The following is a 667-nucleotide window of genomic DNA, read 5'->3' on the forward strand; positions in this document are numbered from 1 at the left end:
GGCTCGCATTCTTGGAGCTTTCGATTTTTTAAGTAGCTTCGCGTAGTAGTCGCGTGCTCGATTAAAATCGGCCAAATCAAAATATCCCTCCGCTAAGCGCAGCAATGCTTCATCAGCGAGTTTTGCATTTGGATATAGCCCAACCAGTAATTCTAATCGCTTGATCGATTCTAGTATGTCACCCGTAAATGCTGTTGCTTTTGCTGTCTGATACAACAACTCATCCATGCGCTGATATGTATCACCAGAATCAACAATCTTTTGGTAGGTATCGAGCACGACGTCAGCGTGAACGTAAGGATCTACCGTCAGACCTTTCTCTGATACGCCGTAACTCGCGCTCAAATTATTCAAGCGATTCAATGCTTCAATACGTACTTCTGGACTTTGGGCGGTTTCGAAAAGCTTTCGATAGCGCTTCATTACATATTTAACCGAGACATCGGGAATCGGTTTCTTATCGAGCGCTAAAACACGAGGTCGTAAATCACCAATCTTCTCCGCTTTCGCAGACTCGCCAAAATTGACAGTAAAACTCTCATTTGCCAAAAGATGGCTTGAGTTCAGAGAAGCAAGAATTGACACACAAACGATCAGCCAAGGCACTATTGGTACCTCCCATCAAGCAGATTTGTTCGTTTTGTAGTCAGACGGGCGTGAGATTCTA

1 protein-coding gene is annotated in these 667 nt (G+C 44.2%); it reads right to left on the reverse strand.

What is annotated here, in order from left to right; translation table 11 throughout:
• Positions 1-606, reverse strand: a 606-nt coding sequence (locus A3762_RS13630) for a tol-pal system YbgF family protein (protein WP_197469259.1), incomplete at its 3' end; no start/stop codon positions are given.
• Between the last annotated feature and the right edge of the window lie 61 nt (positions 607-667).

The sequence above is a fragment of the Oleiphilus sp. HI0125 genome (assembly GCF_001635355.1).